General features: G+C 65.5%; 24 protein-coding genes, 1 tRNA gene and 1 pseudogene. 21 read left to right on the top strand and 5 right to left on the bottom strand.

Features of this window, described 5'->3' with window-relative positions:
• Positions 1-89: 89 nt before the first annotated feature.
• The 13 genes and pseudogenes from obgE to LG299_RS02120 all read left to right on the top strand — a co-directional run bounded on the left by obgE (position 90) and on the right by LG299_RS02120 (position 10,777).
• Positions 90-1,601, top strand: coding sequence for a GTPase ObgE (gene obgE / locus LG299_RS02180; RefSeq protein WP_404433095.1), 1,512 nt, complete (start codon positions 90-92; stop codon positions 1,599-1,601).
• The gene (gene proB, locus LG299_RS02175) at positions 1,598-2,428 is read left to right on the top strand and encodes a glutamate 5-kinase (protein ID WP_404433093.1); all 831 of its coding nucleotides are present in this window, start codon (positions 1,598-1,600) and stop codon (positions 2,426-2,428) included. The genes obgE and proB overlap by 4 nt, the downstream gene beginning before the upstream one ends.
• Before the next feature lie 31 nt (positions 2,429-2,459).
• Complete coding sequence (locus tag LG299_RS02170; protein WP_404433091.1) at positions 2,460-3,719, top strand: glutamate-5-semialdehyde dehydrogenase; 1,260 nt, start codon at positions 2,460-2,462, stop codon at positions 3,717-3,719.
• Between the two features lie 52 nt (positions 3,720-3,771).
• Positions 3,772-3,993, top strand: coding sequence for a hypothetical protein (locus LG299_RS02165; RefSeq protein WP_404433089.1), 222 nt, complete (start codon positions 3,772-3,774; stop codon positions 3,991-3,993).
• 11 nt (positions 3,994-4,004) lie between these two features.
• Complete coding sequence (gene nadD / locus LG299_RS02160; protein WP_404433087.1) at positions 4,005-4,601, top strand: nicotinate-nucleotide adenylyltransferase; 597 nt, start codon at positions 4,005-4,007, stop codon at positions 4,599-4,601.
• A complete protein-coding gene (locus tag LG299_RS02155; protein WP_404433085.1) occupies positions 4,598-5,680 on the top strand; it encodes a hypothetical protein in 1,083 nt (360 codons plus the stop codon). The genes nadD and LG299_RS02155 overlap by 4 nt, the downstream gene beginning before the upstream one ends.
• The gene (gene rsfS / locus LG299_RS02150) at positions 5,677-6,054 is read left to right on the top strand and encodes a ribosome silencing factor (RefSeq protein WP_404433083.1); all 378 of its coding nucleotides are present in this window, start codon (positions 5,677-5,679) and stop codon (positions 6,052-6,054) included. The genes LG299_RS02155 and rsfS overlap by 4 nt, the downstream gene beginning before the upstream one ends.
• 72 nt (positions 6,055-6,126) lie before the next feature.
• Positions 6,127-6,199 (top strand) — tRNA-Ala (locus LG299_RS02145).
• A 66-nt stretch (positions 6,200-6,265) separates the two neighbouring features.
• Positions 6,266-6,763, top strand: coding sequence for a VOC family protein (locus tag LG299_RS02140; protein WP_404433081.1), 498 nt, complete (start codon positions 6,266-6,268; stop codon positions 6,761-6,763).
• A 4-nt stretch (positions 6,764-6,767) separates the two neighbouring features.
• Positions 6,768-6,968: pseudogene (locus LG299_RS02135) on the top strand (zinc-ribbon domain-containing protein); the annotation flags it as partial.
• A gap of 114 nt (positions 6,969-7,082) precedes the next feature.
• The gene (locus tag LG299_RS02130; protein WP_404434767.1) at positions 7,083-7,853 is read left to right on the top strand and encodes a putative zinc-binding metallopeptidase; all 771 of its coding nucleotides are present in this window, start codon (positions 7,083-7,085) and stop codon (positions 7,851-7,853) included.
• Entirely contained in the window at positions 7,850-9,529 is a 1,680-nt protein-coding gene (locus tag LG299_RS02125; protein ID WP_404433079.1) for an acyl-CoA dehydrogenase family protein, read from the top strand. The genes LG299_RS02130 and LG299_RS02125 overlap by 4 nt, the downstream gene beginning before the upstream one ends.
• Before the next feature lie 42 nt (positions 9,530-9,571).
• Positions 9,572-10,777, top strand: coding sequence for a glycoside hydrolase family 3 N-terminal domain-containing protein (locus tag LG299_RS02120; protein WP_404433077.1), 1,206 nt, complete (start codon positions 9,572-9,574; stop codon positions 10,775-10,777).
• On the opposite strand, the gene LG299_RS02115 is transcribed toward LG299_RS02120, so the two are convergent.
• From LG299_RS02115 to LG299_RS02105, 3 genes are read right to left on the bottom strand one after another with little or no spacing between them, the layout of a single operon-like run.
• On the bottom strand, positions 10,778-11,491 hold the full coding sequence (locus LG299_RS02115; protein ID WP_404433075.1) for an SOS response-associated peptidase: 714 nt from the start codon (positions 11,489-11,491) through the stop codon (positions 10,778-10,780).
• A 38-nt stretch (positions 11,492-11,529) separates the two neighbouring features.
• A complete protein-coding gene (locus LG299_RS02110; RefSeq protein WP_404433073.1) occupies positions 11,530-12,561 on the bottom strand; it encodes an App1 family protein in 1,032 nt (343 codons plus the stop codon).
• A gap of 4 nt (positions 12,562-12,565) precedes the next feature.
• Positions 12,566-13,273, bottom strand: coding sequence for a DedA family protein (locus LG299_RS02105; protein WP_404433071.1), 708 nt, complete (start codon positions 13,271-13,273; stop codon positions 12,566-12,568).
• Between the two features lie 42 nt (positions 13,274-13,315).
• Here LG299_RS02105 and pabB point away from each other — a divergent pair, with 42 nt between their 5' ends.
• From pabB to holA, 5 genes are all read left to right on the top strand, one after another.
• Positions 13,316-14,626, top strand: a complete 1,311-nt coding sequence (gene pabB, locus LG299_RS02100; RefSeq protein WP_404433069.1) for an aminodeoxychorismate synthase component I — start codon at positions 13,316-13,318, stop codon at positions 14,624-14,626.
• Between the two features lie 69 nt (positions 14,627-14,695).
• Positions 14,696-17,284 (top strand): leucine--tRNA ligase, encoded by a 2,589-nt coding sequence (leuS, locus tag LG299_RS02095; RefSeq protein WP_404433067.1) that lies wholly within the window; start codon positions 14,696-14,698, stop codon positions 17,282-17,284.
• 92 nt (positions 17,285-17,376) lie between these two features.
• A complete protein-coding gene (locus LG299_RS02090) occupies positions 17,377-17,988 on the top strand; it encodes a helix-hairpin-helix domain-containing protein (protein WP_404433065.1) in 612 nt (203 codons plus the stop codon).
• Between the two features lies 1 nt (position 17,989).
• Positions 17,990-20,335, top strand: a complete 2,346-nt coding sequence (locus LG299_RS02085) for a ComEC/Rec2 family competence protein (RefSeq protein WP_404433063.1) — start codon at positions 17,990-17,992, stop codon at positions 20,333-20,335.
• Positions 20,336-20,345: 10 nt separating this feature from the next.
• On the top strand, positions 20,346-21,401 hold the full coding sequence (holA, locus tag LG299_RS02080) for a DNA polymerase III subunit delta (RefSeq protein WP_404433061.1): 1,056 nt from the start codon (positions 20,346-20,348) through the stop codon (positions 21,399-21,401).
• Positions 21,402-21,464: 63 nt separating this feature from the next.
• On the opposite strand, the gene rpsT is transcribed toward holA, so the two are convergent.
• Both rpsT and LG299_RS02070 read right to left on the bottom strand, forming a co-directional pair.
• Complete coding sequence (gene rpsT, locus LG299_RS02075; RefSeq protein ID WP_404433059.1) at positions 21,465-21,725, bottom strand: 30S ribosomal protein S20; 261 nt, start codon at positions 21,723-21,725, stop codon at positions 21,465-21,467.
• A gap of 113 nt (positions 21,726-21,838) precedes the next feature.
• Complete coding sequence (locus LG299_RS02070) at positions 21,839-22,579, bottom strand: alpha/beta fold hydrolase (protein WP_404433057.1); 741 nt, start codon at positions 22,577-22,579, stop codon at positions 21,839-21,841.
• Positions 22,580-22,750: 171 nt separating this feature from the next.
• Between LG299_RS02070 and lepA the strand changes: the two genes are divergently transcribed.
• The 3 genes from lepA to hemW are packed head-to-tail and all read left to right on the top strand — an operon-like array spanning position 22,751 to position 26,482.
• Positions 22,751-24,604 (top strand): translation elongation factor 4, encoded by a 1,854-nt coding sequence (gene lepA / locus LG299_RS02065; protein ID WP_404433055.1) that lies wholly within the window; start codon positions 22,751-22,753, stop codon positions 24,602-24,604.
• Positions 24,605-24,613: 9 nt separating this feature from the next.
• A complete protein-coding gene (locus LG299_RS02060) occupies positions 24,614-25,261 on the top strand; it encodes a DUF1990 family protein (RefSeq protein WP_404433053.1) in 648 nt (215 codons plus the stop codon).
• 3 nt (positions 25,262-25,264) lie between these two features.
• Positions 25,265-26,482 (top strand): radical SAM family heme chaperone HemW, encoded by a 1,218-nt coding sequence (hemW, locus tag LG299_RS02055; RefSeq protein ID WP_404433051.1) that lies wholly within the window; start codon positions 25,265-25,267, stop codon positions 26,480-26,482.
• Positions 26,483-26,495: the final 13 nt, after the last annotated feature.

The raw sequence follows: 26,495 nt of genomic DNA, 5'->3' as shown, positions 1-26,495 counted from the left end.
GTCTTCGACGAAAGGGGCGGGCTGCGGCTCGCCCCTTTCGTTTACCCTGGCAGCACACCCGCTGACAGCACACAGGCAGGAGAAAGCGCATGGTCACATTCGTCGATCGCGTCACGCTGCATTTGAGCGCTGGCAAGGGTGGCAACGGCTGCGTTTCCGTCAAGCGCGAAAAGTTCAAGCCGCTCGCGGGTCCCGATGGCGGTAACGGAGGGCACGGCGGAGACGTGGTGCTCGTCGCCGACCCTCAGGTCACGACTCTTCTGTCGTACCACCATTCCCCCCACCGCAGCGGTGGCAACGGCGGTTTCGGCATGGGCGACCACCGCAACGGAGCAGCTGGCGATTCCCTCGAGCTGCCCGTACCCGTGGGCACAGTGGTAAAAGACACCTCGGGTGAGGTGCTCATCGACATGGTCGAGCCGGGGACCCGCTTCATCGTGGCCCCCGGCGGAATCGGCGGCCTCGGCAACGCTTCGCTGTCCAGCCAGAAGCGAAAGGCTCCAGGCTTCGCACTGCTCGGAACCCCCGGCTGGCAGGGTGACGTTCAGCTTGAGCTGAAGACCGTCGCCGATGTCGCGCTGGTGGGTTTCCCGTCCGCCGGGAAGTCCAGCCTCGTCGCTGCGATCTCAGCTGCGCGTCCGAAGATCGCCGACTACCCGTTCACGACTCTGCACCCGAACCTCGGCGTCGTTCAGGCGGGCGAGAACCGCTATACCGTCGCGGATGTACCTGGCTTGATCGAGGGCGCGAGCGAGGGCAAGGGTCTCGGACTCGAGTTCCTCCGCCACGTCGAACGCTGCACCGCGCTGGTGCACGTGCTGGACTGCGCCACGCTAGAGCCGGGACGTGACCCGCTCACCGACCTCGATGTGATCCTCGCCGAGTTGGCCGCCTACCCAGTGCCCGACGGTCAGATTCCGCTGTTGGAGCGCCCGCAGTTCGTCGCGCTCAACAAGATCGATGTCCCCGAAGCCAAAGAACTCGCCGATCTGGTGCGACCTGAGCTCGAAGCCCGTGGGTTCCGGGTCTTCGAGATCTCCACGGTCAGTCACGAGGGCCTTCGTCAGTTGACTTTCGCGCTCGGTGATCTCGTGGCTTCCCATCGTGCTGCGCTGGCCGCGATCCCCGTACCGGAGAAGGTCGTCATCCGCCCGCGCGGTGCAGTCAAAGACTTCATCATCCGCGTCGAAGGTGGCACCTACGGTGACATCTATCGAATCTTGGGCGAGAAGCCCGTTCGCTGGATGCAGCAGACCGACTTCCAGAATGAGGAGGCTGTGGGCTACCTTGCCGATCGCCTCGAAAAGCTCGGCATCGAAGACGAGCTCTTCCGTCTCGGCGCGTCGCCTGGGTCGACCGTTGTCATCGGCGAAGGGGATGGCGTCGTGTTTGACTGGCAACCGGCGCTGAGTTCGATGGCTGAGCTCATGACCGCTCCTCGCGGCACCGATCCGCGTCTGATCGAAGACAACCGACGCACAACATCCCAGCGCCGCGAGCGGTACAAAGACCGAATGGATGCCAAGGCGGATGCCCGCGCAGAACTCGAGGCCGAGCGCATCGCCGAGCGCGGGCGGGACGCCGAGCAGGTAGCCGAGTGACCGCCCACGAGCGCGCCGACATCGCGTCGGCGCGCAGGGTTGTCGTCAAAGTCGGGTCTTCCTCGATCAGCGGCGAGAACGCCGGCAAGATCGGTCCGATCGTCGAAGCGCTGGCCGCTGCGCACGGCCGTGGCACCGAGGTCGTGCTGGTCTCGTCCGGCGCAATCGCAACGGGCATGCCGTTCCTCGCGCTCGGTGAACGCCCCAGCGACCTGGCGACCCAGCAAGCGGCCGCAGCTGTCGGCCAGAATGTGCTGATCTACCAGTACCAGGCCGCTCTGCGCCCCTTCGAGATCGTCGCCGGACAGGTGCTGCTCACCGCCGGTGACCTTGAGAACCCGACGCACCGCTCGAACGCGCGACGGGCGATGGAGCGGCTTCTCGGCCTGCGCATCTTGCCGATCGTCAACGAGAACGACACCGTTGCGACCCACGAGATCCGCTTCGGCGACAATGATCGACTCGCAGCCCTCGTGGCCCAGCTCATCGGCGCCGATGCACTGATCCTCCTCAGCGACATCGAGTGCCTGTACACCCGACCGCCCGGCGAACCGGGAGCGCGCCCGATCCGGCACGTCGCCTACGACGACGACCTGCACGGGTTCGAGTTCGGATCCGTCGTCGTGAACAGTGTCGGCACCGGTGGTGCTGCCACGAAGGTATCCGCGGCGAAGCTGGCAGCAGCATCCGGAATAGGCGTCCTCGTGACCAGTGCCGACCTTGTCGACCGCGCGCTCACCGGCGACGATCTCGGTACCTGGTTTGCGCCGAGTCCGGACCCCGCCACGGCCGTCACAGGGCCGATCTCCTCTGTTCGCTCCGCGTAGGTCGCACAGCCCGCGCCGGTAGACTGAGCCGATGATCACGACGGCCACGACAGCGCATGAACGGATGCTTTTCGCCAAGACCGCCGCGCGTTCGGTGGGGCTCCTGAGCGACGCGCAGAAAGCGGAGGCTCTCCGCGCCATTGCATCGGCCATCGTGAGAGCGACACCCGAAATCGTCGCCGCCAACGCCGAAGATCTCTACCGAGGTCGCGAGAATGGCCTGGCCGAGGGTCTGCTCGATCGCTTGCGCCTGGACGAGGGGCGCGTTGCGGCCCTTGCGGACGCGGTACGCGAGGTCGCTGAGCTTCCTGACCCGGTCGGGCGAATCCTTGACGAACGCGTGCTGTCGAACGGCATCTCGCTCACCAAAGTCAGTGTCCCTTTCGGCGTCGTGGGTTCGATCTATGAAGCTCGACCCAACGTCACGGTCGACATCACAGCCCTCGCCCTGAGATCGGGAAACACCGTGGTGCTGCGCGGAGGATCCGCAGCCGAGCGCACAAACGCTGCTCTGATTCGCACAATGCGTGACGCGCTCGCGCAATGTGGCATCGACCCCGAGGCCATTCAGAGCGTCGACGAGTTCGGTCGCGAGGGCGCCCGTGAACTCATGCGCGCACGCGGCATCGTCGATGTGCTCGTGCCGCGGGGGAGTGCCGGGCTCATCGAAACGGTCGTGACCGAGTCATCCGTTCCCGTTATCGAAACCGGCGCCGGAGTCGTTCACATCGTGCTCGATGCGACCGCACCACTCGAGTGGGCGACCGACATCGTCGTCAACGCGAAGGTGCAGCGGCCGAGCGTCTGCAATTCGGTCGAGACAGTGCTGGTGCATCAGGATGCCGCTTCTCGTTTGATTCCGACGGTCGTCGCAGCGCTGCAGGCACAAGGCGTGACGGTGCACGGCGACGAGGCGGTACGGCACCTCAGCGAGGACATCGTCCCCGCGACCGAAGAAGACTGGTCGACCGAATACCTGAGCCTGCACGTCTCGATGCGCGTGGTGGACGATCTCGACGACGCGCTCGCTCACATTCGCCGCTACTCGACTCACCACACGGAGTCGATCATCACTGAAGACGCAGCCAACGCCGAACGCTTTCTGGCCGAGGTCGACTCCGCCGTCGTGATGGCCAACGCGTCCACCCGATTCACCGACGGCGGCGAATTCGGCTTCGGTGCCGAGGTGGGAATCTCGACACAGAAGCTTCACGCGCGAGGGCCGATGGGGCTGGGCGAGCTCACGAGTACGAAGTGGCTCGCGCGCGGCTCAGGACAAGTGCGAGCCTGACCGCCTAAACTGGAGAACGTCCGCGCTGAGCGCACACCCGAACGGAGCACGAATGACCATCGCCACCCTTCTCGCAATCGCTGCCGAAGAGTCCGAACACGGCAATGTTGCGCTCGAAACCGTCGGGTACGGGATCGTCGCGATCATCGTTTTCGCCGCGCTCGCGCTCGTGACCGTGTCGTACCGTAACGTCGCCAACCGCCACTCCCACAAGGCCGAGGCATACGCCAAGGCGCACGCGAACGACACACAGCAGGCGGGGCACGGCCACTAGGCCGCTGCTGCATGTCGGTGACACGAGCCCCACGAATCGGGGTCATGGGTGGGACGTTCGATCCCATCCACCACGGTCACCTCGTCGCCGCAAGCGAAGTCGCGCAGTCGTTCGACCTCGATGAAGTGGTTTTCGTACCCACCGGCGAGCCGTGGCAGAAAGAGAGAGTCACGGAGGGCGAACACCGCTACCTCATGACTGTCATCGCCACCGCGGCGAACCCGCGCTTCACCGTCAGCAGGGTCGACATCGATCGAACAGGCCCGACCTACACGATCGATACATTGCGTGATCTCAAGACGCAACGACCCGATGCCGAGCTGTTCTTCATCACCGGCGCAGACGCCGTGGCGCAGATTCTCAGCTGGAGGGACCATGATGAACTGTGGGACCTCGCGCACTTCGTCGCGGTCTCGCGCCCGGGCCACGTCCTCAGCACGGATGGACTGCCCACTGACGACGTGAGTCAGCTCGAGATCCCCGCCCTGGCGATCTCGTCGACAGACTGTCGTCGTCGCGTCCACGAGGGAAATCCCGTGTGGTACCTCGTTCCCGACGGGGTCGTCCAATACATTGCCAAGCATCACCTCTACCGGAGCAAGGAATGAGCACACCCGAGCAGCCGGAAGCATCCCAGCTCACCCGCAAGCAGATGCGCGAGATCCGCAACACCGGACTCACGCCCGTGATCACCGCCGACACCGTCGACCAGACGGCGGCCGCACCGGTGACCCCCGCGCCTCTCGCGCGCGCCGCCGAACCTGTCGTCGTTTCCCCGCCACCAGCTGCGGATGCGACAGTCGACCTCGGGGTCTCTCCGCTCACGCGCCGTCAAGCGCGCCAGCAGGAGCGCATTCGCACGGCCTCGGTTCCTGTGATCACTCCCGATATGGCAGCTGCGCACACAGCGGCAGTCGCCGCGATCGCCCCCACTCTCGAGGATCCGCTTGAGCGCCCGCAGACCGATGAGTCCGAAGACCTGCTCGATGAGATTGTGGTCGAGCATGACGAGGTGGGCGATGACGATGTGGCCTCGGAGGAAGTCGCGCTGCTGACAGACGCAGAGACCGCGAGCGACGAAGCCGACGAGGATGAAGCATCCGACTCTCGCGGTGACGATGATGACGACGCCGACGCCGACGCTGACGCTGACGAGAGCTCCGCATCCGAAGAGGACGACGACGCAGACCGCGCCGTTGTGAGTCCGCTGTTCGGTGCCGGCGTCATTGCTGGCGAGCCCTCGCGACTCGATCTCCCCCCGTCGTTCGATCAACTGCTTGCCCGGTCATCCACCGGCTCGGTGGGAACTACCAACGCGTTGATCCTCTCGCACACCGGTGACGCGCCGATCGTGGGTCCGGTCACGGCCACCGGCGAGATCTTGATCACCGGAACGCTCAACCTCCCCGAAGGACTCGGCTCCACTGGCCACGCGCCCGGCACTGCCGATGGAAAAGATGTCGATGCTGTGTTGATCGACGGCGAGTTGCCCGCACATTCTTCACCCACGCCGATCGCTGCCAGCGCAGCAATCAGCACCGTCAAAAGCGCCGGAGATGTCATCCGGCCACCCGCGCCCGAAAAGGGCAGTCGGCTGATGATGACCCTCGCGATCACCGCGGGCGCACTGGCTCTGGCCCTTGTCGGAGTCCTCATCGTCGCCATCTCCACAGGAGTCTTCTCATGAGTGCCACCCAGCAATCCCTCGACATGCTGCGCGTAGCATCTGCTGCCGCCGACGCGAAGGGCGGCGAAGATCTCGTCGCGCTCGACGTGTCGGAGCCTTTGCCTCTCGTCGACATCTTCTTGATCGTCACGGGGCGGAGCGAGCGCAACGTCGCTGCAATCGCCGACGAGATCGAGGATCAGCTTCTCGAAGCCGGTCATAAGCGCCTCCGTCGGGAGGGACGCAAAGAATCGCGGTGGGTCCTGCTGGACTTCGGCGACTTGGTGGCGCACGTTTTCCACGAAGAAGAGCGCATGTACTACGGCCTCGAGCGCCTCTGGAAAGACTGCCCGATCGTACCGATCGAGCTTCCCGAGCGCGCACCCGCGGAGTGAGGCTGGTTCGGGGTCTCTGCCCGAATGTAGTAAGCTAACGGAGTTGTCCGGCGAGTTCTGTCGGGCGTCCTTGGGCCTGTGGCGCAGCTGGTAGCGCACCTGCATGGCATGCAGGGGGTCAGGGGTTCGAATCCCCTCAGGTCCACAAAATGAGAGCGTCTCGCGAGGGGCGCTCTTGTGTTTGCGAGCAGGTACCAGCGAGACTTGCGCGATGCGCGGTGTCACTCCCTTTCTCTGGTTCGACGATGCGGCCGAGTCGGCGCTGACCTTCTACACAGGGCTCTTCCCCGACTCTGCCATCAGTGAACTCACGCGCTATCCCGATCATGTGCCTGGCATGGGCGGCAAGGTCATGCATGCGAGGTTCCAGCTCGCAGGGCGGGACTACCTCGCGATGGATGCTGGGCCTCAGGCACGGTTCACCGAGGCGGTATCGCTCTACGTCGGCTGCGCCGACCAAGACGAGGTCGATCGGTACTGGGGTGCACTCACGTCAGAAGGCGGGACAGAACAGCCGTGCGGCTGGGTGAAGGATCGCTGGGGACTCTCGTGGCAGATCGTTCCGGACCGGCTCATCGAGTTGATCAACGACCCCGACCCCGACCGATCCCATCGCGCCGTCCAAGCGATGCTCCAGATGTACAAGATCGACATCGCGGCGCTCGAGTCCGCGGCGAACGCCGGACCAGGTCCGAGCGCGAGACAATGATCCAGTGAGCTCCCAGCCCCGCTGTCCCCATTGCCGACACTTCGTCTACCTGGATACCTTGGTGTGTCCGAACTGCGAGGGTGAACTCGGTTATCACGTCCCCACACGGCAGTTTCTCGGTCTGCGTAGAGGTCGCGTGATCGTCGATGAGCAGACTTGGTACACCTGCTCGAACCGAGAGTGGATGTGCAATTGGCTGGTCTGGGCCAACGCACCGGCCGGTCGATGCTTCTCGTGTCGACTCACTCGCCAAAGCCCTCCCGCGAACGACACCGTGGCTCTGGACAAACTCGCCAGTGTAGAAGAAGCTAAACGGCGCTTGCTCCTTCAGCTAGCCGACCTAGGCCTGCCGATCGTCCCATGGGATGTGCAGAAGGGCGGTCTCGGCTTCGACTTGCTCTCGAGCCTCTCCGAGGGCAAGCCCATCATGATCGGCCACGCGAACGGCATCATCAGCATCGACCTCGCAGAAAGCCTCGACGATCGACGTGAAGCCCTGCGCGTACGCCTCGGCGAGCCGTACCGGACGATACTCGGCCACCTGCGCCACGAAGTCGGCCACTACTTTCAGAACGTCCTTCTCACTGACGACGAGTGGTGGGCGAAGTGTCGACGACTGTTCGGAGACGAGCGCGAAAGTTACAAGGAGGCGTTGAAGCGGCACTACGCCCTGGGCGCGCCGCCCGACTGGCGTACGAGTTTCATCTCGGAGTACGCGACGATGCACCCGTGGGAAGACTTCGCTGAATCCTTCGCGCACTACCTCCACATCACGGGAACCCTGCAGACGGCAGCCGCGATCGGCATCGTTTTGGATGCTTCGGTCGCCAGCGTCCGCGATACGGACGTCCGTCCACGCGAGTCGTATGCGGACCAGCCGATCCAGCGACTGCTGACGGACTGGGAGTGGATGTCACAGGCTTTCAACCGCATCAATCGATCGATGGGTTTCGGCGACCTCTATCCCTTCACCCTCGTGGAACCGGTGAGACGCAAGCTGGAGTTCATCCATGACATCGTGACAAACGCGCCGCTGACGGCTGAAGAGCAGTTCGCCTTGGCCCTTTCGACAGAGACAGAGACGACGTGACCTCCTATTCACGCGGACAGCGCGTGATCGGGGCCGCCACCCACTACGTCGAGAACCAGCCCGAGTGGCGCACCGACATCAACGAGTACTCCGAGAACGGCCCACTCGCCTCCGCCGTTGCCGCACTCGGGGCAGAGTGGGCCGCGGAACGGCTCGCCGAAGCCGGAGGACTGGTGGGGTCCACGTCTTTCCAACGCGATGCCGAGCTCGCGAATGTGCACACCCCGCGCGCGCACCCGCACGATAGGTGGGGTTTTCGCCTCGACGAGGTGGAGTACGACCCTGCCTACCACCGCGTAATCTCCGAAGCGATCGCCCGCGGAGCGCACACCTCGGCCTGGTCAGAGCCCAAGGCGGGCGCTGCCGTCGCCCGCGCAGCGATGTTCATGCTCTTCGCACAGGTCGAACCCGGGCATGCGTGCCCGGTGTCGATGACTCATGCGGCGGTTGCATCCATCAAAGACACTCCGGCGATCGCCGAGGACTGGATGCCTCGACTGCTTTCACGCGACTACGAACCGCGACTACTCCCCAATGAACACAAGACCAGCGCTCTCGTCGGCATGGCCATGACCGAAAAGCAGGGCGGCAGCGACGTCCGCAAAGGCACCACGGTGGGCGAGTACATGGGCGGCCGTTCATATCAACTCACCGGTCACAAGTGGTTCTGCTCCGCCCCGATGTCTGACGCCTTCCTCGTGCTCGCGCACACGCGTCGGGGCGCGACCGAAGAGGGCTTGTCGTGCCTCTTAGTCCCCCGACTTCTCCCGCGCGGAATGCGCAACGTCCTGCGCATCCAGCGGCTCAAAGACAAGCTCGGCAACCGGTCGAACGCGTCCGCCGAGGTCGAGTTCGATGGCACGATCGGCTTCCTCGTCGGCGAGCCGGGCAGGGGAGTGCGGGCGATCATCGAGATGGTTCAGCGCACCCGGCTCGACAGTGTGCTGGGGTCCGCAGCGGGAATGCGGCAGGCCGTCGCTGAGGCAGTGTGGCATGCCCGGCGGCGCTCAGCGTTCGGTCGATCGCTCGCCGATCTTCCCGCAATGACCGCGGTACTCGCCGATCTCGCGCTCGAATCCGAAGCATCGATGCTGACTGGCCTTCGCCTTGCGCAGATGTTCGAAGCCGACGCATCCGACCGCGATGTCGCCCTGCGCCGGATCGCAACACCCGTGTCGAAGTACTGGGTGTGCAAGCGTGGACCGCACCACGCCTATGAGGCGATGGAAGTGCTCGGCGGCAACGGGTACACCGAATCGTTCCCGTTGGCACGGCGGTACCGCGAGCAGCCCGTGATGGCGATCTGGGAAGGCTCAGGCAATGTGATCGCGCTCGACGTCCTTCGGGCGCTCGGAAGCGACCCCGAGTCGGCTACCGCATTCGAAGACGACCTGGCCATCACGCGCGGGTCGTCTGTTCTGCTCGACGCGCACGTAGAGCGCACGCTGCTGCTCCTGGCATCGATGGCCGGGCAAGATGTCGACGATGCGCAACGCGATGCGCGGCGCCTTGCGGAAGATCTCGCGCTGGCGCTGCAGGCCTCACTCATGTTGCGTCATGCGCCCTCGCTCGATGCCGAAGCCTTCATTGCCGCGCGCCTCGGCGCAGATCGCGGGTGGCACTACGGCGTGCTTTCGCGCGGGACGGATGCCGCGGCCATCGTCGCTCGCCACTGACCTCGCGGGTCCGAGTCGCGCGACGCGACGTAGGCTGGGCAAGTGACCAGGCGTCGGGGACTTGTGACGGCAGCCGTTGGGTGCGGAGCGATTCTGTTGACCACCGGCATGGCCTGGCATCCGGCATCCGGGGCCACGAGCGAAAGCGAAGTCAGCGACGCGCTCGCCGTCGAAGCGGCGACTCCTGACCTGCTCCGCACTGAGGCCGAAGCGCGAGTGGCGGCAATGTCTACGCGCGAAAAGGCCGCCAGCCTCGTGATGGGCCACCTCCCTACGACCGACCCCGCCGCGCTCCGCGCTTACATGGAGTCGAGCGGCATCGGCGGCTTCATTCTGATGGGCGCCAACATCCCCGCGACCGAGGGCGAGCTTCGCGGCATCACCGATGCTTTGACGGTCGACTCAGTGTTTCCGCCGCTCCTTGCGATCGATCAAGAGGGGGGAGATGTCTCACGGATCCCGTGGGATGACTTTCCGTCGGCGTTGGCCCTGAAAGACCTGCCCGCAGCAGAATCGGAGCTCGCGTTTGCCGGCCGCGCAGCCCTCATCCAGCGCGCCGGAATCGGGGTGAACTTCGGCATTGTGGCCGATGTCACCGCAGACTCGGGGATGTTCATCTACCGCCGGGCACTGGGCACGTCACCCCCAGCGAGCGCGGAGCGGGTCTCCGCGGCGGTCCTGGGGGAGGGAGATTCCGCGGCATCCACCCTGAAGCACTTCCCGGGGCATGGAGCTGCGCCCGGCGACTCCCACAGCACGATTCCCTCCACGCCGATGTCGAAAGAGCAGTGGATGTCGGCGGACGCAGTTCCGTTCACCGCCGGAATCGAGGCGGGTGCACCGCTGTTGATGTACGGCCACCTCGACTATCCCGCCATCGATGCCGCACCCGCATCCATGTCTGCCGAATGGCATCGCATCGCTCGGGAAGAATTGGGATTCGAGGGGATCTCGATCACGGACGACCTCGGCATGCTCCAAGCATCGGGTCTGCCCGAGTACCAGGACCCGGTTGCCACGGCAGTCGCCGCGATCGCAGCCGGGAACGACATGGTGCTCACCGTAGTCTTCTCGAACGCTGAGACCGCCCCGAGAACCGTCGACGGGATCGTCGCCGCAGTGGTGTCTGGTGCGCTCAGCGGCACACGGCTCGACGACGCGGCGATACGCATCACGAAGCTGCGGCTTGACCTTGCAGCGGCGGGTCGAGGTCTCGTGCCGTGTGCGGAATGCTCGCCCGCGGGCTGATCACTCGGCGGAAGGCTCGATGAGCTCGTGCGAGTTGTTTCGCACATTGCCGACGGCACGTGAAACCGTATGATCCTCAAGCGTCTCGGCAACGCTCGGCGCAGCATCGATTGCTGCATCCAGCACGTCACCCACGTTGTCGGTGGATGGGTCGAGCCACGCGTCGGCGTGGTCGGCGTCGACGAAGAGCGGCATCCGGTCGTGAATCGACCCGAGGTGACCGATCGAATCACGCGTCAGGATGGTGAAGCTCAGCATCCATCGCGTTGGGTCGTCTTCCGCTTTCGCCGCGTCCTTCCACCACTCGTACAGTCCTGCCATCAGCAAGGGACTGCCATCGGTCGGATGAATGTAATGCGGCACCTTGCCGGACTCGGTTGTCTTCCATTCGTAATAACCGGACGCTGGTACCACCGCGCGCCGCTTCTGAAGGGCATTCCGAAACATCGGCTTGCCTTCGAGTTCTTCGGACCGCGCGTTGAACGCCTTCACGCCGATCTTCGGGTCTTTGGCCCAGCCCGGAACGAGCCCCCATCGCGCGGCTTCGAGGCGCCGGGTGGGAGGCTCGGTTTTCGTGGAATCGATCACGATCGCCACTCGATCGGTGGGGGCGACGTTGTACGACGGTTCGGGCAGATCATCAGATTCGAGGTCGACCCGAAGCACGCCGACCAGCTCGGATCCGGTACTTGCAACTACGAAGCGTCCGCACATGAACGACACCCTACGCGGGGCCTCGGACGTCAGCGGCGTCAGTCCGTGATGATCCCGACTTCGGAGAGGCGATCGAGAAGCCCGGCGCCGTCGCTGGCGGTCACCCACGGAATTGCGGCGCCCGAGTGGTCGTTCACCGCGGTGCGTCCGCCCGCCAGCACCGCCTCCGCAGGCGACAGCTTGCGGATCGCGACGCCCGCGACGTTTGCGGGGTAATCGCTCGTAAACGATGAGTAGATGTCGTCGTCGTGTTGCCCGTCGTCGCCGATGAGCAGCCACTGCACCTCGGGGAACTCCTCTGCCAAGCGGCGGAGGTTCTCGCTCTTGTGGGCACGGCCGCTGCGGAACCAGCGATCGTGAGTGGGTCCCCAGTCGGTGAGCAACATCGACCCCTCAGGGAAAAGGTGTCGCCGAAGGAATCGTTTGAGCGTAGGTGCGACGTTCCATGCGCCGGTGGAGAGATACACGATCGGCGATCCGGAGTTCAGCCGCGCGAGACGCGCCAGGAGCACAGCCATTCCGGGCACGGGCTGGCGTGCGTGCTCGTCGACGACGAACGAGTTCCACGCCGCCAAGAAGGGTCGGGGGATAGCTGTCACCATGACGGTGTCGTCGATGTCGGACACGACCCCGAAGCGAACCTGTGGGCCGACGACGAACACCCGCGCCTCGATTGCATCGCCACCCTCGGCCGACATGGTGAAGGTTTGCCAACCGGGCTCGAGGGTCGCCGGGAGCACGGTGTCTATGACGCCACCGCGATTGGCTACCACGATGTGCGTCGTTCCGCCGATCGAGATCGCTACCTGCGAATAGCCGACGGGAATCGCCGCGAAGCTGCGCCAACCCCGCACGCTGGTGAGCCCGTCGCGGCTGCGTTTACCAGGCGGAACGATCAAGACGCGACCGAGGACGCGCACCCAATCCACTCCGCCATAACTCGGAAACGGCGTTGCGACGGGTTCCAACCCGCGAGCCCTCGCCCTGCGCTCGCGCCAGGAGTGGAAACGGTACTCCAGTCGAGCGATCCACAACACCTTCAGGAGAGGAGGCGGGGGCGTCTCAGGCATCCTCTCAGTCTTCCACGTCCTCCTCCGCGAGAAGTGACGTTGTCGCGTTCTTGAGCGCATCGGGCGTGTCCTCGTCGATCGAGAGATGAGCCCGCTCGCGATGGTGGATGATCTTCTTCACTACGTATGCCGCCACCAGGAACAGCACGATGACGCCGACGAATATGTAGCCGGCGAAATGCAACTGATCGGCAAGTTCGCGGTAGGTGCCTGCGGCAAGCGAGGCAACGGTGATGTACGCGGCGGCCCACAGAATGCAGGCGGGCGCCGTCCAGGCGAGAAACCGGCGGTATGGGTAGCCGGTCATTCCGACAGTCAGCGGCACGAGTGAGTGCAGGACGGGAAGAAACCGGGAGAGAAAAATGGCAGGCCCTCCGCGGCGCTCGAGATAGCGCTCAGAGCGAATCCAGTTGTGCTCTCCGATTCGCTGGCCCAAGCGCGAGCGCCGAATGCTCGGCCCGAGAACCTTGCCCAACCAATATCCGATGCTCTCGCCGACCAACGCGCCGATGACAACGGCGATGCCGAGAATGACGCCCTCGAGCGGACTTGCCACTGCAGTCGCCGCCACGATCACGATGGTGTCGCCCGGTACGACGAGTCCGACGAGCACACTCGTCTCCAGCATGATGGCGACCCCGGCGACGAGCGTTCGGACGATCGGGTCGACGCTTTGCACGGTGTCGAGCAGCCAGGACAGGAACTCGTTCACGCCACGAGCCTACGGTCGGGCGGGGCGCTCTAGCCTGGGAAGATGTCGGAGATGTTGGTCGCTGGGCGCCTCGAGGAGTGGCTGGATCCCGACGCGGTCTACCGCGGGTGGGCGGCCAGGCACGAAGAGTCGTTCTGGTTGGATGCCGGCCCCGGCGCCGTCGCAGGTTGGAGTTGGGTCGGAATCGGCGCTCGTGAGAGCGATTTGTCGTGCCTACGATCCATCGACTGCTCCGTCGCACCCTCGGCCGGCCATGCGGGCGCGTTCGTCGGGGGATGGGTGGGGTGGCTGGGCTATGACTCCGCCGCCGCCCGCGCAGGAGCGCCCGGCAGCGAGGATCGCACCGGCGTTCCTGAGGAGCACTGGGTGCGCGTCGAGCGCTTCGTCGCTTTCGAGCACAGCTCGGGCGTCGCTTGGGCCTACGCAGACCCCGATGATCTCGATGCCTTCTTGCGCGAGCTTCGACTTATCACCGACACGCCTCCGGACGTCCTGCCCGCCGCGGCGGCAGCAGCGACAAGTCGCCACACACCCACCGAGTACGCGACGCTCATCGAGCGGTGCCGTGCGGCCATCGCCGAAGGCGATGCCTACCAGCTGTGCCTCACGACACGGTTCGAGGTGGCAGCATCCGGATCCCCTATCGACCCCGTCGCCACATACGCACGCCTGCGCGCAGCGACTCCCGCCCACCACGGCGGCCTCGTCGTCTCTGGCTCTGTCGCCCTTGCCAGCGCGAGCCCGGAGCGATTCCTCGCCGTCGAGCGTGGTCGCGTGCAGACCCGCCCCATCAAGGGCACACGTCCGCGCGGCGCGGATGCCGACACTGACGCAGACCTGATCGACGACCTGCGTTCGAGCGAAAAGGAGCGCGCAGAGAACGTCATGATCGTCGATCTCATGCGCAACGACCTGTCTCGGGTGTGCGCGCCCGGGTCGGTCGGCGTCGACAGACTGCTAGAGGTCGAAACCTACCCTGCCGTTCATCAGCTCGTGAGTACCGTGTCGGGGGAGCTTACCCAGGGAATGACGGTCGGTGGGCTGCTCGATGCGACCTTCCCCGCGGGAAGCATGACCGGGGCGCCGAAGCTCTCTGCGATGACGATCCTGCACGATCTCGAAGGCGACGCCCGCGGGATCTTCTCGGGATGCTTCGGCTGGGTGGGCACGAACGGCGCGCTCGATCTCGCCATGGTGATTCGCTCGATCGTGGTCCATGAAGGCGATGCCTACGTCGGTGCCGGCGGCGGAATCACCTGGAAGTCGGATGCCGCCGCCGAGGTGGCCGAAGTCGCGGTCAAGGCACGCGCTCCACTCGCTGCCCTGGGAGCGAGTCTTCCACCAGGATGGTGAGCGAGGGTTCCGGTAACCTGGACGTTCGGGCTTTCGCGCCCCCAGCTACCCCATGATTGGTATTCCCCTGTGAGCCAGACCGCTTCCTCCGAGTCCGCCCTTCCCGCCGACGGCGGCTTCGACGCGTATGCGATCCAGCAGAAGTGGCAGGCACGGTGGGCAGAGTCAGACCCGTTCCGCGCGGGGGATGACAGCGACACGCGACCGCGCAAGTACGTACTCGGAATGTTCCCGTACCCGTCGGGCGACCTGCACATGGGGCACGCCGAGAACTACGCGTACGTCGATGTCGTCGCACGCTTCTGGCGCCACCGCGGCTACAACGTGCTCAACCCGATCGGGTGGGACTCCTTCGGCCTGCCGGCCGAGAACGCGGCGATCCAGCGCGGTGCAGAGCCGCGCGGGTGGACGTACGCCAACATCGAGCAGCACAAGAAGAGCTTCCGCCAGTACGGCTCGTCCTACGACTGGAGCCGGATCCTTCACACGAGCGATCCTGAGTACTACCGGTGGAACCAGTGGCTGTTCCAGCGTCTCTACGAGCGCGACCTCGCGTACCGCAAAGACAGCCCGGTCAACTGGTGCCCGAACGACCAGACAGTGCTCGCGAACGAGCAGGTCGTCGATGGACACTGCGAGCGGTGCGGCGCCGAGGTCATCAAGAAGAAGCTGACCCAGTGGTACTTCAAGATCACGCAGTACGCCGACCGGCTGCTGGATGATCTGAACCAGCTCGAAGGGTTCTGGCCGTCGAAGGTCATTCGCATGCAGCGCAACTGGATCGGGCGCTCCGTCGGTGCCGACATCGAGTTCGAGATCGAGGGCCGAGAAGGCCGCGTCACGGTCTTCTCCACGCGCCCCGACACGCTCCACGGTGCAACGTTCTTCGTCGTCGCGCCCGACAGTGACCTGGCTGCAGAACTTGTTACCGGCGCCGATTCCGACATCCGCATGCGTTTTCAGGATTACCTCGAGCAGGTCCAGAGAGAGACCGACATCGAGCGCCAGAGCACCGATCGCCCGAAGACCGGCGTGTTCCTCGGCCGGTACGCGATCAACCCGGTCAATGGGGAGCGCTTGCCGATCTGGGCCGCAGATTACGTGCTGGCCGATTATGGCCACGGCGCGGTCATGGCCGTCCCCGCGCACGACCAGCGCGACCTCGACTTTGCACGCGCCTTCGACCTGCCCGTGCGCGTGGTCGTCGACACCACCGCGCCCATCACTGGCGCGATCCCGGTCATCGAACTGGACGACCAGGGCGTGCCCATCGATCCCGGCGCGGACGACGCATCCCTCGACTCTCTCAACCCCGCCGTCACCGGTATCGCCCTCACCGGCGAAGGTCGCATGATCAACTCGGGCTCGCTCAACGGGTTGTCGAAGCGCAACGCGATCGCGCGAATTACCGACGAGCTCCTGGCCGCCGGTACCGGGCGTGCCGCAAAGTCCTATCGCCTGCGCGACTGGCTCATCTCGCGTCAGCGCTTTTGGGGCACGCCGATCCCGATGATCCACACCGAGGACGGCCGAATCGTGCCGGTTCCCGAAGATCAGCTTCCGCTCACGCTCCCGGACGTCCAGGGCCTCGACCTCACTCCCAAGGGCACCTCGCCCCTCGGAGGAGCAACTGAGTGGATGCAGACGGTCGACCCTGAGACGGGTGAGCCGGCGCTGCGCGACCCCGACACGATGGACACCTTCGTCGACAGCTCCTGGTACTTCCTGCGCTTCTTCGCGCCCAATGACCCGACCGAGGCGTTCTCGAGCCGTGAGGCCAACAAGTGGGCTCCCGTCGATTCGTACATCGGTGGTGTCGAGCACGCGATTCTGCACCTGCTGTACGCACGCTTCATCACCAAGGTCCTCTTCGACATGGGGTTGATCGAATTCACCGAGCCCTTCTCGAGCCTGATCAATCAGGGAATGGTGCTGCTCGGCGGCTCGAAGATGTCGAAGAGCAAAGGCAACCTCGTCGAGTTCGCCTCGAGCATGGTCGACCCCGGCGCTGACGTCGTGCGCACAGCGATCGCGTTCGCAGGCCCCGTCGAGGACGACATCAATTGGGAGGACGTGTCGACCACCGGCGCGCACAAGTTCCTCTCCCGCGCGTGGCGCGTGGCCTCGGATGTGACCAGCGCCCCCGAAGTGGTGTGGGCCGAAGGTGACCAGTCGCTGCGTCGTGTGACGCACAGACTGCTGGCGGATGCTCCGGGTCTGGTCGAACAGACGAAGTTCAATGTCGTCATCGCTCGACTGATGGAACTGGTGAACGCGACGCGCAAGGTGATCGACTCCGGAGCGGGTCCCGCTGACCCCGCAGTCCGCGAGGCCGCCGAAGTTACCGCAATGGTGCTCGATCTGTTCGCGCCACATATGGCAGAAGAGATGTGGGAGATCCTCGGCTACGAGCCGTTCGTCGGTCTCGTTCCGTGGCGTCAGGCTGACCCGATGCTCCTCGTTGAAGATTCGGTCACCTCTGTCGTGCAGATCGACGGCAAGGTTCGTTCGACACTCACCGTCCCGGCGCGCATCGACGCGGCAGCGCTCGAAGAACTCGCCCGCAACGACGAGAAGGTGCTGCGCTCCCTTGACGGCAAAGAGATCGTCCGCGCGATCGTCCGCGCGCCGAAGGTCGTCAGCTTCAGCACACGCTGAACCGCTCCTCCCCAGGTCGGGCTTCGGCTCGGCCATCCACCGGTGTTAGGCGTGCGCCCGGGGGGATGAGACAGGGCTTCTAGCCTGGCGGGGTGCCAGCATCCGCGCCCACCGGGTCTTCAAACCTTGCGCAACCGCCGGGCTCGGCGCGGCGACGGTTGGGACTCGGAGCGGCGGTCGTCGTTGCCATTCTCGCTCTCACGGTGACGGTTGCGATCGGCATCTTCCGATCGGCGACGACGCCCGTTCAGTCAGTGCCGCTGGACGCGAATGCCGAGGACCCGCGATCGACCGAGGTGATCTACGTCCACGTGTCCGGCGAGGTCGCCGCGCCGGGCCTGTACATCCTCGACGGCGACGCGCGGGTCGTCGATGCGATCGCTGCGGCGGAAGGATTCACCGAACTCGCCGATCAGGACGCCGTCAACCTCGCACGACCGCTCGGCGATGGTGAGCAATTGCTCGTCCCCACGGAAGGCGCTGTTCCTGACGAGAGCGCACCCGTCGGTGACGGCCGCATCAATCTCAATACGGCGGATGCTTCGGCCCTGGACTCGCTCCCGAGGATCGGAGAGGCGATGGCGGCCCGCATTATCGACTGGCGGGAAGCGAACGGTGGCTTCACCAGTGTGGAAGACCTCCTCGCCGTTCCTGGAATCGGCGACAAGATGCTGGATGCGCTCCGCGATCTCGTGACCGTCTGACATGCGTGCTCATGCGCGATTGCGGCTTCTCCCTGTCGTTGCGGGCGCCTGGGTTACCGCGTTTCTGACGATCACTTTTCCGCTGGCGGCTGGTCCGCTCGCCGCGGCGCTGTGGGCCCTGGCCCTGTGCGGGCTCGCCGTCGCCGCGCGTGGAGTATCGCCATGGGGTCGAATACCTGTCATCGTCGTGCTGCTCGCCCTTGTGGCAGCAGCCAGCACGGCCTCCCACGTCGCATTCGCGAGTCCCGCGCGCGAGAGTATCGAGAAGATCGGGTGGCAAGGTGGGCGCGCGCTTGAAGTTGAGGCGACCGTCGTCGGCAAAGTCGAGCGATGGTCCGACGGGTCGCTCGCGTTCGACGCCCGCGCGGTGTGGTGGCGACTCGGGCCGAATGAGCACCGCACGAACATCGAGGTGGTCGTGGTTGTCGCTCCCGAGGATGTCGATGCTCTGCCCGGCGCTCTCGATGTCGGTGCGGTCGTTCGTGCGTCGGGCACAGCCACCGCCACCGATCCCGGAGATCGCGCCGTCGTGACGGTCCGCGCAGCGCGGGGCGTCACCGTTGTGGCGGCACCCTCCGGTGCGCTTTCGGTCGCGGCAGGGCTGCGTCAGGGGCTGGTGGCGTCGGCGTCAGGGCTCCCCGGCGCCGGCGCCGGGCTCATCCCTGGACTCGCCGTGGGCGACACGTCTGCGGTCACCGCAGAGCTGGACGTCGCGATGAAGGCATCGTCGCTCTCACATCTGACGGCGGTCTCGGGCGCCAACTGCGCTCTCGTCGTCGCGCTGACCTTCAGCGCAGCGGCGGCGCTCGGCGCAGGCCGCCGGCTGCGCGTGATTGTCGGGCTGGTGTCCCTTGCGGGCTTCGTCCTCCTCGTTACGCCAGAGCCGAGCGTCGTTCGTGCGGCGACCATGGCCGCTGTGGCCATGGGTGCGTTGCTTCTCGGCCGGGTGAGCGCGGGCATGGCGGTGCTGAGTTTGGCGGTCACAGTGCTCCTCATCGCCGATCCCTGGCTGGCCGCGTCCCTCGGCTTCGCCCTCTCGGCCGCCGCTACAGCATCGCTGTTGTTGTTCGTACGCCCGCTCACGACGGGGCTGGCGCGCTTTCTGCCGCGGTCGCTCGCGCTGGCCCTCGCCGTCCCGCTGGCGGCACAACTGGTGTGCGGTCCGCTCCTGGTCTTGATCGCGCCCTCGATCCCGATGTACGGCGTCGTGGCGAACCTTCTCGCGGGGCCTGCGGCTCCCGTTGCGACGATCGTCGGTCTCGCAGCCTGCCTCGCGGCGCCAGTGCCGTGGGTACAGTACGGACTCACCGCGATCGCGTGGCTACCGGCATCCTGGATCGCCACGACGGCGACGACGATTGCTGGGCTTCCGGGAAACCTTCTTCCCTGGGGCGAGGGTCTGGTTGGCGCAGCCCTGCTCAGCGGCGTGGGACTCGCGATCGGGCTCGTAATTACGGGTGGTGTCGGCCATGCGCGCGTCAGGTCGTCGACGCGCGCCGTGGCTGCGGCGATCCTTGCGGTTGTCGTGGGGGTCAGCGCCGGCTGGGGAGCGCTCGGCACGCTCGCCGGACCGTTCACCCTTCCGCAGAAGTGGAGCGTGCTCGCCTGCGACGTCGGCCAGGGCGATGCGGTGCTACTGCGTTCTGCGGGCCAAGTGGCGCTCGTGGACACCGGCCCCGATCCAGCAAAGCTCGACGAGTGCCTCGCGCGGGCTGGCATTCAGCGTCTCGACCTGCTCGTGGTCACGCACTTCGATCTCGACCATGTGGGTGGCATCGCCGCTGTCGAAGGGCGGGTGGGGATGCTTCTGCACGGACCGATCACCTCGCCCGAGGACGAACGACTCCTGCGGCACATGGAGAAGGCGGGCGCGTCACCGAGCCCTGCTGCCGCGGGCCAACAGGGCACGCTCGGTGCGGCGCAGTGGCGCGTACTTTGGCCTGCGGGGGAGAGCCGCGCATTCTCGGGAGGAAATGATGCGAGCGTCGTCCTGGATATCCGCGGTGGCGGAATCCCGGCCACGATCCTGCTCGGGGATTTGTCGGCCTCGCCACAGCGCGCACTGATCGCAACGGGCGACCTGCGGCCGCCCTACGCCGTCGTGAAGGTTGCTCACCACGGCAGCGCCGACCAGGAACCCGAGCTCTACGCGATGCTCGCCGGGTCGCTTGCGCTGGTCACCGTCGGTATCGACAATGACTACGGCCACCCCCGCGATGAAGCCCTCGCGCCGTTCATCGACCGCGACGCCGCCGTGGCACGCACAGACACGGAGGGCATCCTCGCGGTCTGGCTCGACGGCAGTCGGCTCTCGCTCTGGCGCGAGCACGTCGAGGGTCATCAGTAGGCTGGATCGCATGGCCCCCGCAGCACGACGACCCGCCACATCGGCGCAGCGATCAACGGGCGGGCAACGTTCCTCGATTCCGCAGTTGTCGTGGCGCGCGGCGCAGCCCGCACCCATCGTTCTGGTGTCCGGCCCTGAAGAGGTCTGCGCCGAACGCGCCATCGCTGGGGTGCGCGATTACCTGCGGGCCGAAGATCCCAGCCTCGAAGTCTCTGATCTGCGCGCAGACGACTATCCGGCCGGCTCCTTGCTTGCGCTCACCTCGCCTTCCCTGTTCGGTGAGCCGCGGCTTTTGCGCATCACCGGCGTCGAGAAGTGCTCCGACGCCTTCCTCTCTGAGGCGCTCTCGTACCTTGAGACGCCCCAAGAGGGTGCCACCGTGATCCTTCGTCACACCGGCGCGACTCAGCGCGGCAAAAAGCTGCTCGATGCGGTGAGAGCCGGCACCGGTGGTGGAGTAGAAGTCGCGTGCGCGGCGATCAAGCGTGATTCCGATCGATTCGACTTCGCAGCCGGGGAGTTCCGCTCGGCACAGCGACGCATCGCACCGACTGCCCTCCGCACGCTCGTGTCGGCATTCGCCGACGACCTGACCGAACTTGCCGCGGCGTGTCAGCAGCTCATCGCCGACGTACCGGGTGACATCACCGAGCAGATCGTCGAGCGCTATTACGGCGGTCGGGTCGAAACATCTGCGTTCGCCGTCGCCGACACCGCCATCGCCGGCCGCTACGGCGAGGCACTCCTCACGTTGAGGCACGCGCTCGCCTCGGGCGCCGACCCGGTACCGCTCGTGGCCGCCATCGCATCGAAGTTGCGCACGATGGCGCGAGTCGCCGGCAGCCGTGAGCCAGCCGGCGCACTGGCCGCGCGGCTCGGCCTCAAGGACTGGCAAGTTGATCGGGCTCGCCGCGACCTGTCCGGGTGGAATGAGACCTCTCTCGGGCTCGCTATTCAGTCCGCGGCGCGCGCCGATGTCGAGGTCAAGGGCGGCTCCCGTGATCCGGTGTTCGCGCTGGAACGGCTCGTCACCGTCATCGCCACGCGCGCGCCGTTCGGGTCCTAGAGCCCCATAAACCAACAACGAAGCCCGCCCCAAAGGGCGGGCTTCGTCAAGTTCTGAGTGGACTCAGAGCGCAGCAACCTGCTTCGCGATGGCCGACTTGCGGTTCGCAGCCTGGTTCTCGTGGATGATGCCCTTGCTCACGGCCTTATCGAGCTTCTTGGTCGCGGTTGCGAGTGCCTTCTCGGCAACAGCCTTGTCGCCGGTGGCGATGGCCTCGCGGGTGCGACGCACCTCGGTCTTGAGCTGGGACTTCACGGCCTTGTTGCGCTCGTGTGCCTTCTCGTTGGTCTTGTTGCGCTTGATCTGCGACTTGATATTCGCCACGTTCGACGTCCTTCAGTTAGTGGATGCGGGGTTGTGTCGCGTTACGGGTAGAGGGGCCGCTCGCGACGTCGTGCGAAGGTGGGACCCCGCACGCAAGTCAATCACCGAGTCTATCAGGGATCGGAATGTGCACCCGACGACTGATCGAGGGTCGCGATCGCAAGATTGAGCGCTGCGTTGAAAACGGTCGGCCGCATGACCGTGACGTGGTGGGTTGTGCGAGGCACGACAATCAGTTCGGCGTGCTTCGCTACTTGCAAGAAGAGCCGCTCATTGATGCGCAGCTGATCGAACTGACCGTTCACGAACCACAGTGGTACGTCGATTCTCGCCAGCGCTGCAAGCAGATCGAGGACCGAGAGGCTCGCCAGTGCGGCGTGCTGCTCGTCCAGCGAATAGCCACCGGCGCCGAAATCCTCGCGTGTCTCGTCGGGGAGGATTCGGTCGAGCATGCGGTTCGTCAGTGACATCCCGCGATCGGGGAGTGAGTCGAAGGCGCGCGTCAACAGCCGGTACGCCGCCAAGCCCGCTCCGCGGGGTATCGACGTGCAGGATGCAGCAATGAAGCCGGCCACCGGAGGCGGTTCCTCGGAACCTGCATATTCGGTGCACAGCAGGCCGCCCATGGAGTGTCCGACAAGCAGAACAGGGCCCCGGGTCGCGGCATCCTGAACAGCATCATCGATCGTCGCGAACGCACCTTCGAGCGTGAACGCCTCGTCCATGCGCGACCCGTGCCCCGGGAGGTCCACCGCAGTGACGCCGTTCCCTCGGGCTCGGAGGTAATCGACCTGGGCGCGCCACATGCTCGCGGACGTTCGGATGCCGTGCACGAGAACCACTTGCACGATCATGGCTCCAGGGTATGTCAGGCATCGGAGTGCACGACGGGTTGCCAGGCTGGTCGCGAGCGGAACGCGCAGGCGGCGCGGTCCGCCCCAGCAGAGCAACGCGCAGGCGGCGCGGTCCGCCCCAGCAGAGCAACGCGCAGGCGGCGCGGTCCGCCCAGATAGAATTGTCTCGATATGTCACCGCGCGCCCTGAAGCCACTCGAGCCCTCCGCGACCCCGCCGGAGCTGATTCGCAACTTCTGCATCATTGCCCACATCGATCACGGCAAGTCGACCCTTGCCGACCGTATGTTGCAGATCACCGGAGTCGTCTCTGATCGCGACATGCGCGCGCAGTACCTCGACCGGATGGACATCGAGCGTGAGCGCGGCATCACGATCAAGAGTCAGGCGGTGCGGATGCCGTGGGCGGTGGACGGCGGCACGTACGCGCTCAACATGATCGACACCCCAGGTCACGTCGACTTCACTTACGAGGTGAGCCGTTCGCTTGCCGCGTGCGAAGGCGCGATTCTGCTGGTGGATGCTGCGCAGGGCATCGAAGCGCAGACCCTGGCGAACCTCTACCTCGCTCTCGAGAACGACCTGCAGATCATTCCGGTGCTGAACAAGATCGACCTGCCGGCGGCGGATCCCGAGAAGTACGCCAAAGAGCTCGCGAGCTTGATCGGAGGCAAGCCCGAGGACGTCCTGCGCGTCAGCGGCAAGACCGGTATGGGCGTCGAAGAGTTGCTCGAACAGGTCGTCCGACAGATTCCGCCGCCCACGGGCGATCCGACGGCGCCGACCCGCGCGATGATCTTCGACTCGGTCTACGACTCTTACCGCGGTGTTATCACGTATGTGCGAATGATCGACGGCACCCTCAGCCCGCGCGAGCGGATCCAGATGATGTCGACCCGCGCCACCCACGAACTGCTCGAGATCGGTGTCTCCTCACCCGAGCCGAACCCCACGAAGGGTCTCGGCGTCGGCGAGGTCGGTTACCTGATCACGGGCGTGAAGGATGTGCGCCAGTCGAAGGTGGGCGACACCGTCACCAACGCCGCCAAGCCGTCGAAACAGGCTCTGCCGGGTTATACCGACCCCAAGCCGATGGTCTTCTCAGGGCTCTACCCGATCGACGGCAGCGACTACCCGGTGCTGCGTGAAGCGCTCGACAAGTTGAAACTGTCGGATGCTTCGCTCAACTACGAGCCCGAGACGTCCGTGGCGCTCGGCTTCGGCTTCCGCTGCGGGTTCCTGGGCCTGCTTCACCTCGAGATCATTACCGAGCGCCTCGAGCGCGAATTCGGCCTCGACCTGATCGCTACCGCGCCGTCGGTGACGTACGAAGTAAAGACCGATGATGGCAAGACGTTCATCGTCACCAACCCGAGTGAGTTCCCCTCCGGCACGAAGATCTCGAGCGTGACCGAGCCGATGGTGAAAGCAGCGATCCTCGCCCCGAAGGACTACGTCGGCACCATCATGGAGCTTTGCCAGTCGCGCCGCGGCACGCTGCTCGGCATGGAGTACCTCGGTGAAGACCGCGTCGAGATCCGCTACACGATGCCGCTCGGCGAGATCGTCTTCGACTTCTTCGACCACCTGAAGTCGAAGACGGCGGGCTACGCCTCGCTCGACTACGAACCGAGCGGCGACCAGGCCGCCGACCTGGTGAAGGTCGACATCCTCTTGCAGGGCGAAGCCGTGGATGCCTTCAGTGCCATCGTGCACCGCGACAAGGCGTATGCCTACGGCGTGCTGATGACCGAGCGCCTGAAGAAGCTCATCCCTCGCCAGCAGTTCGAGGTGCCCATTCAGGCGGCCATCGGCGCGCGGATCATCGCGCGCGAATCGATCCGCGCCATGCGCAAGGATGTTCTGGCCAAGTGCTACGGCGGCGACATCAGCCGCAAGCGCAAGCTGCTCGAGAAGCAGAAAGAGGGCAAGAAGCGCATGAAGATGGTCGGGCGTGTGGAGGTTCCACAAGAGGCCTTCATCGCCGCGCTCTCGGGTGACACCGAGACGAAGGCCGCGAAGTAGGCTGTCGCCATGCGCCGCGGAACCTTCCGAGAGGGAACAGTCGACTACGCCGCTGTGGGCGCGACGCAGGCGCCCGACCTGTTGCAGTATCCGCCCGAGCGCAGCGTAGCCGCCGAAGAATCGTGGCGAATCGGCAGCGGTGAAGCGCGATTCCAGACCGCAGGTGACGCCCTCCTTTCGTGGACGGCGCAGCGCGGCGCTGGGCTCACGGTCAAAGATGTGCGCCCGGCATCCGGACCCATGTACTCGGGTGTGAGCTTCGACGCCGAAGGCAACCCGACAGCGCCGAGCAGGCTCGAGGCCGACCAGCGGTTCGACGCCGACGGGACTCCGTACGTGGCAGGCGGGACGACCATCCGCGTCGACGGTCGCGTGAAGGGAATGAACGCGGATGCTGAGCTCCGCGTGATCTTCACCGTCGAAGAGCCTCGACGCGTGGGATTCGCGCTCGGTACGGTGGGCGATTCGGTCGTCAGCGGCGAAGAGTCGTTCATGGTGGAGTGGTACGACAACGACGAGGTCTGGTTCACCGTCCGCGCGTTCGATGCTGCAGTCTCGCTGCTCTACCGCTTCGCCGCTCTGCGTCGCCGACGACGTCGCGAGCTGTTCACTCGCTATCTGCGGGCGATCTCGCCGCTGTACACAACGCCGGCGTAGTCGATGGGCTCTGCTCTCCCGCTCGGTGATCCGGTGCCGACGGATGGGTCGTTGCCGTCCGGGACGGTTATCGATCAGGCCGTCGATTTCGGCGTGTATCTGCACGTGCCGTTCTGCCGCGTACGGTGCGGCTACTGCGACTTCAACACCTACACATCTGCGGAGCTGCACGGCGCTCCGCAGGATGCCTACGCCGACACTTTGCTTTCCGAGGTCGCCCTCGCGCGCGACGTGCTCGGCGGATTGGGTCAGATCCGGCCCGCCTCGACAGTATTCTTCGGCGGAGGGACACCCACGTTGCTCCCGCCGGGCGACCTGACGCGAATGCTTGACGGTGTTCGTGAATCGTTCGGCCTGCACGCGGGTGCGGAAGTCACGGTCGAAGCCAATCCCGACACGGTGACGGATGCGGTCGCGGCCGAGCTTGCCGCATCCGGAGTCACCCGTCTCTCGATCGGCATGCAATCGGCTGTTCCGCGCGTGCTGGCGGCCCTGGATCGCACTCACGAACCCGCCAACGTCGTGACCGCCCTCACCGCTGCGCGGCGGGCGGGGCTCGCGGTGAGCCTGGACTTGATCTACGGCGCTCCGGGGGAGTCGCTGGAAGATTGGCGGACCTCGCTCGAGACGGCTCTTGAGCTCAAACCCGATCACCTCTCGGCGTACGCCCTGATCATCGAAGACGGGACGAAGCTTGCCCGCCAGATTCGCCGTGGCGAGGTCGTTGCCCCCGACGATGACCTGCAGGCCGAGATGTACGAACTCGCCGACGACCTGCTGGAGGCCGACGGATTCGACTGGTACGAAGTGTCGAACTGGGCGCGGTCCACCGACCAGCGGTCTCGTCACAACCTGGCGTACTGGCAGGGAACCGACTGGTGGGGGTTCGGCCCGGGGGCACACTCGCACATTGCCGGTACAAGATTCTGGAACGTGAAGCATCCGGCGGCCTACGCACAGCGGCTCTCGGTAGGGGAATCTCCCGCGGCCGGCAGGGAAGTACCGGATGCAGCAGCCCAACTGCTCGAGCGTGTGCTGCTCGGTAGCCGAATTCGCGAGGGCTTCGCGATCTCGGAGCTCGAACCTCAGTCCCGGCAGGCTGTCGCTGCACTCATCGCGGACGGTCTTGTCGAGGGCGCAGCGGCACTGCAGGGGAGAATCGTCCTCACCCTGCGCGGTCGACTTCTCGCCGACGCCGTCGTGCGGGCGCTGACCGACTGACCATTCGCACAGC

This window comes from Microbacterium lacus, assembly GCF_044794305.1.
Taxonomy (GTDB): domain Bacteria; phylum Actinomycetota; class Actinomycetes; order Actinomycetales; family Microbacteriaceae; genus Microbacterium; species Microbacterium lacus_B.
The sequence above is the reverse complement of the archived record's forward strand: the minus strand, read 5'-3'. Positions and strand labels throughout refer to the sequence as shown.

Coding starts and splice junctions, on each gene's coding strand:
- obgE (WP_404433095.1), top strand. CDS start 90: ATGGTCACATTCGTCGATCGCGTCACGCTGCATTTGAGCGCTGGCAAG.
- LG299_RS02170 (WP_404433091.1), top strand. CDS start 2,460: ATGATCACGACGGCCACGACAGCGCATGAACGGATGCTTTTCGCCAAG.
- LG299_RS02165 (WP_404433089.1), top strand. CDS start 3,772: ATGACCATCGCCACCCTTCTCGCAATCGCTGCCGAAGAGTCCGAACAC.
- nadD (WP_404433087.1), top strand. CDS start 4,005: ATGTCGGTGACACGAGCCCCACGAATCGGGGTCATGGGTGGGACGTTC.
- LG299_RS02155 (WP_404433085.1), top strand. CDS start 4,598: ATGAGCACACCCGAGCAGCCGGAAGCATCCCAGCTCACCCGCAAGCAG.
- rsfS (WP_404433083.1), top strand. CDS start 5,677: ATGAGTGCCACCCAGCAATCCCTCGACATGCTGCGCGTAGCATCTGCT.
- LG299_RS02140 (WP_404433081.1), top strand. CDS start 6,266: ATGCGCGGTGTCACTCCCTTTCTCTGGTTCGACGATGCGGCCGAGTCG.
- LG299_RS02115 (WP_404433075.1), bottom strand. CDS start 11,491: ATGTGCGGACGCTTCGTAGTTGCAAGTACCGGATCCGAGCTGGTCGGC.
- LG299_RS02110 (WP_404433073.1), bottom strand. CDS start 12,561: ATGCCTGAGACGCCCCCGCCTCCTCTCCTGAAGGTGTTGTGGATCGCT.
- pabB (WP_404433069.1), top strand. CDS start 13,316: ATGTCGGAGATGTTGGTCGCTGGGCGCCTCGAGGAGTGGCTGGATCCC.
- LG299_RS02085 (WP_404433063.1), top strand. CDS start 17,990: ATGCGTGCTCATGCGCGATTGCGGCTTCTCCCTGTCGTTGCGGGCGCC.
- holA (WP_404433061.1), top strand. CDS start 20,346: ATGGCCCCCGCAGCACGACGACCCGCCACATCGGCGCAGCGATCAACG.
- LG299_RS02070 (WP_404433057.1), bottom strand. CDS start 22,579: ATGATCGTGCAAGTGGTTCTCGTGCACGGCATCCGAACGTCCGCGAGC.
- lepA (WP_404433055.1), top strand. CDS start 22,751: ATGTCACCGCGCGCCCTGAAGCCACTCGAGCCCTCCGCGACCCCGCCG.
- LG299_RS02060 (WP_404433053.1), top strand. CDS start 24,614: ATGCGCCGCGGAACCTTCCGAGAGGGAACAGTCGACTACGCCGCTGTG.
- hemW (WP_404433051.1), top strand. CDS start 25,265: ATGGGCTCTGCTCTCCCGCTCGGTGATCCGGTGCCGACGGATGGGTCG.